Genomic DNA, 890 nt, shown 5'->3' with positions numbered 1-890 from the left:
CAACGGGACGTTCGCGAACACCACCCTCGACATCGCCGAGGCCAACGAGTCGATGATGACCACCACCGGTGGCACCGAGACCACCGAGACGAACGAAACGACCGAGACGACGGGGACGACCGAGGCAGAGATGGGTGCCACTGCGAACGAAACCCGGACGACCCAGGGTGAAGCGACGACTGCCGGCAACGGCGACACCGCTGCTGCTGACGGTGGGGCCGCTGCAAACGGGACGAACGGTAGCGGTGGCGCGGAGACGACAGCAGCGGGTGGCCCGGGCTTCACGTTGATCGTCGGTGTCGTGGCGCTGCTCGCGGCCGCGCTCGTGGCCGCACGCCGCGACTGATCGCTGCTCGATTCGAGGGATTTCTATCAGCGTTTCGTTCTTCGCGACTGTACCACCGAACGAGCCGTCCGCACTCGATCGTGGACGGGCGCTCGCGTCTGTCGCCGATCGTTCGTCTCGCGGGCTGGTACATAATACCAAAAGGATTTTACGAGGTCGGTGTATCTCAGTCATCGAAGTCACTCATGGGTGGTGGCGGCCTCCATCGCCGGCGATCGTTTCGGGCGACCCGGCTCGGAACGTCCATCGCTTCCATGACACGATAATATCCGAAACATGACACGAACGCACGATACACGTCGGAGCCTGTTCCTCGCCGGGCTGGTAGTGCTGGCAGCCGCAGTCGGCACTGTCGCCGCGGTCGGAACGGTCGGCGCACAGGACGCTGGCAACGAGACTGGAAACGAGACGACGATGGCGAACGAGACCATGGCGAACGAAACCATGGGTAACGAGACGATGAACGAGACGAGCGAGAACGTGTCGGTGATGGCGGAGCCGGACTCGGCGAACGCGAGCGCGAACCACACGGTATCGGCGGTCG

1 protein-coding gene and 1 pseudogene are annotated in these 890 nt (G+C 63.8%); both read left to right on the top strand.

Translation table 11 applies throughout. The features are described from left to right. A partial coding sequence (locus tag C449_RS06495) for a PGF-CTERM sorting domain-containing protein (protein ID WP_006077177.1) occupies positions 1–346 on the top strand: 346 nt, incomplete at its 5' end. A gap of 276 nt (positions 347–622) precedes the next feature. Continuing rightward, a pseudogene (locus tag C449_RS06490) lies at positions 623–890 on the top strand (hypothetical protein); the annotation flags it as partial.

Source organism: Halococcus saccharolyticus DSM 5350 (genome assembly GCF_000336915.1).
GTDB lineage: Archaea > Halobacteriota > Halobacteria > Halobacteriales > Halococcaceae > Halococcus > Halococcus saccharolyticus.
This window is presented reverse-complemented; position numbering and strand designations above follow the sequence as displayed.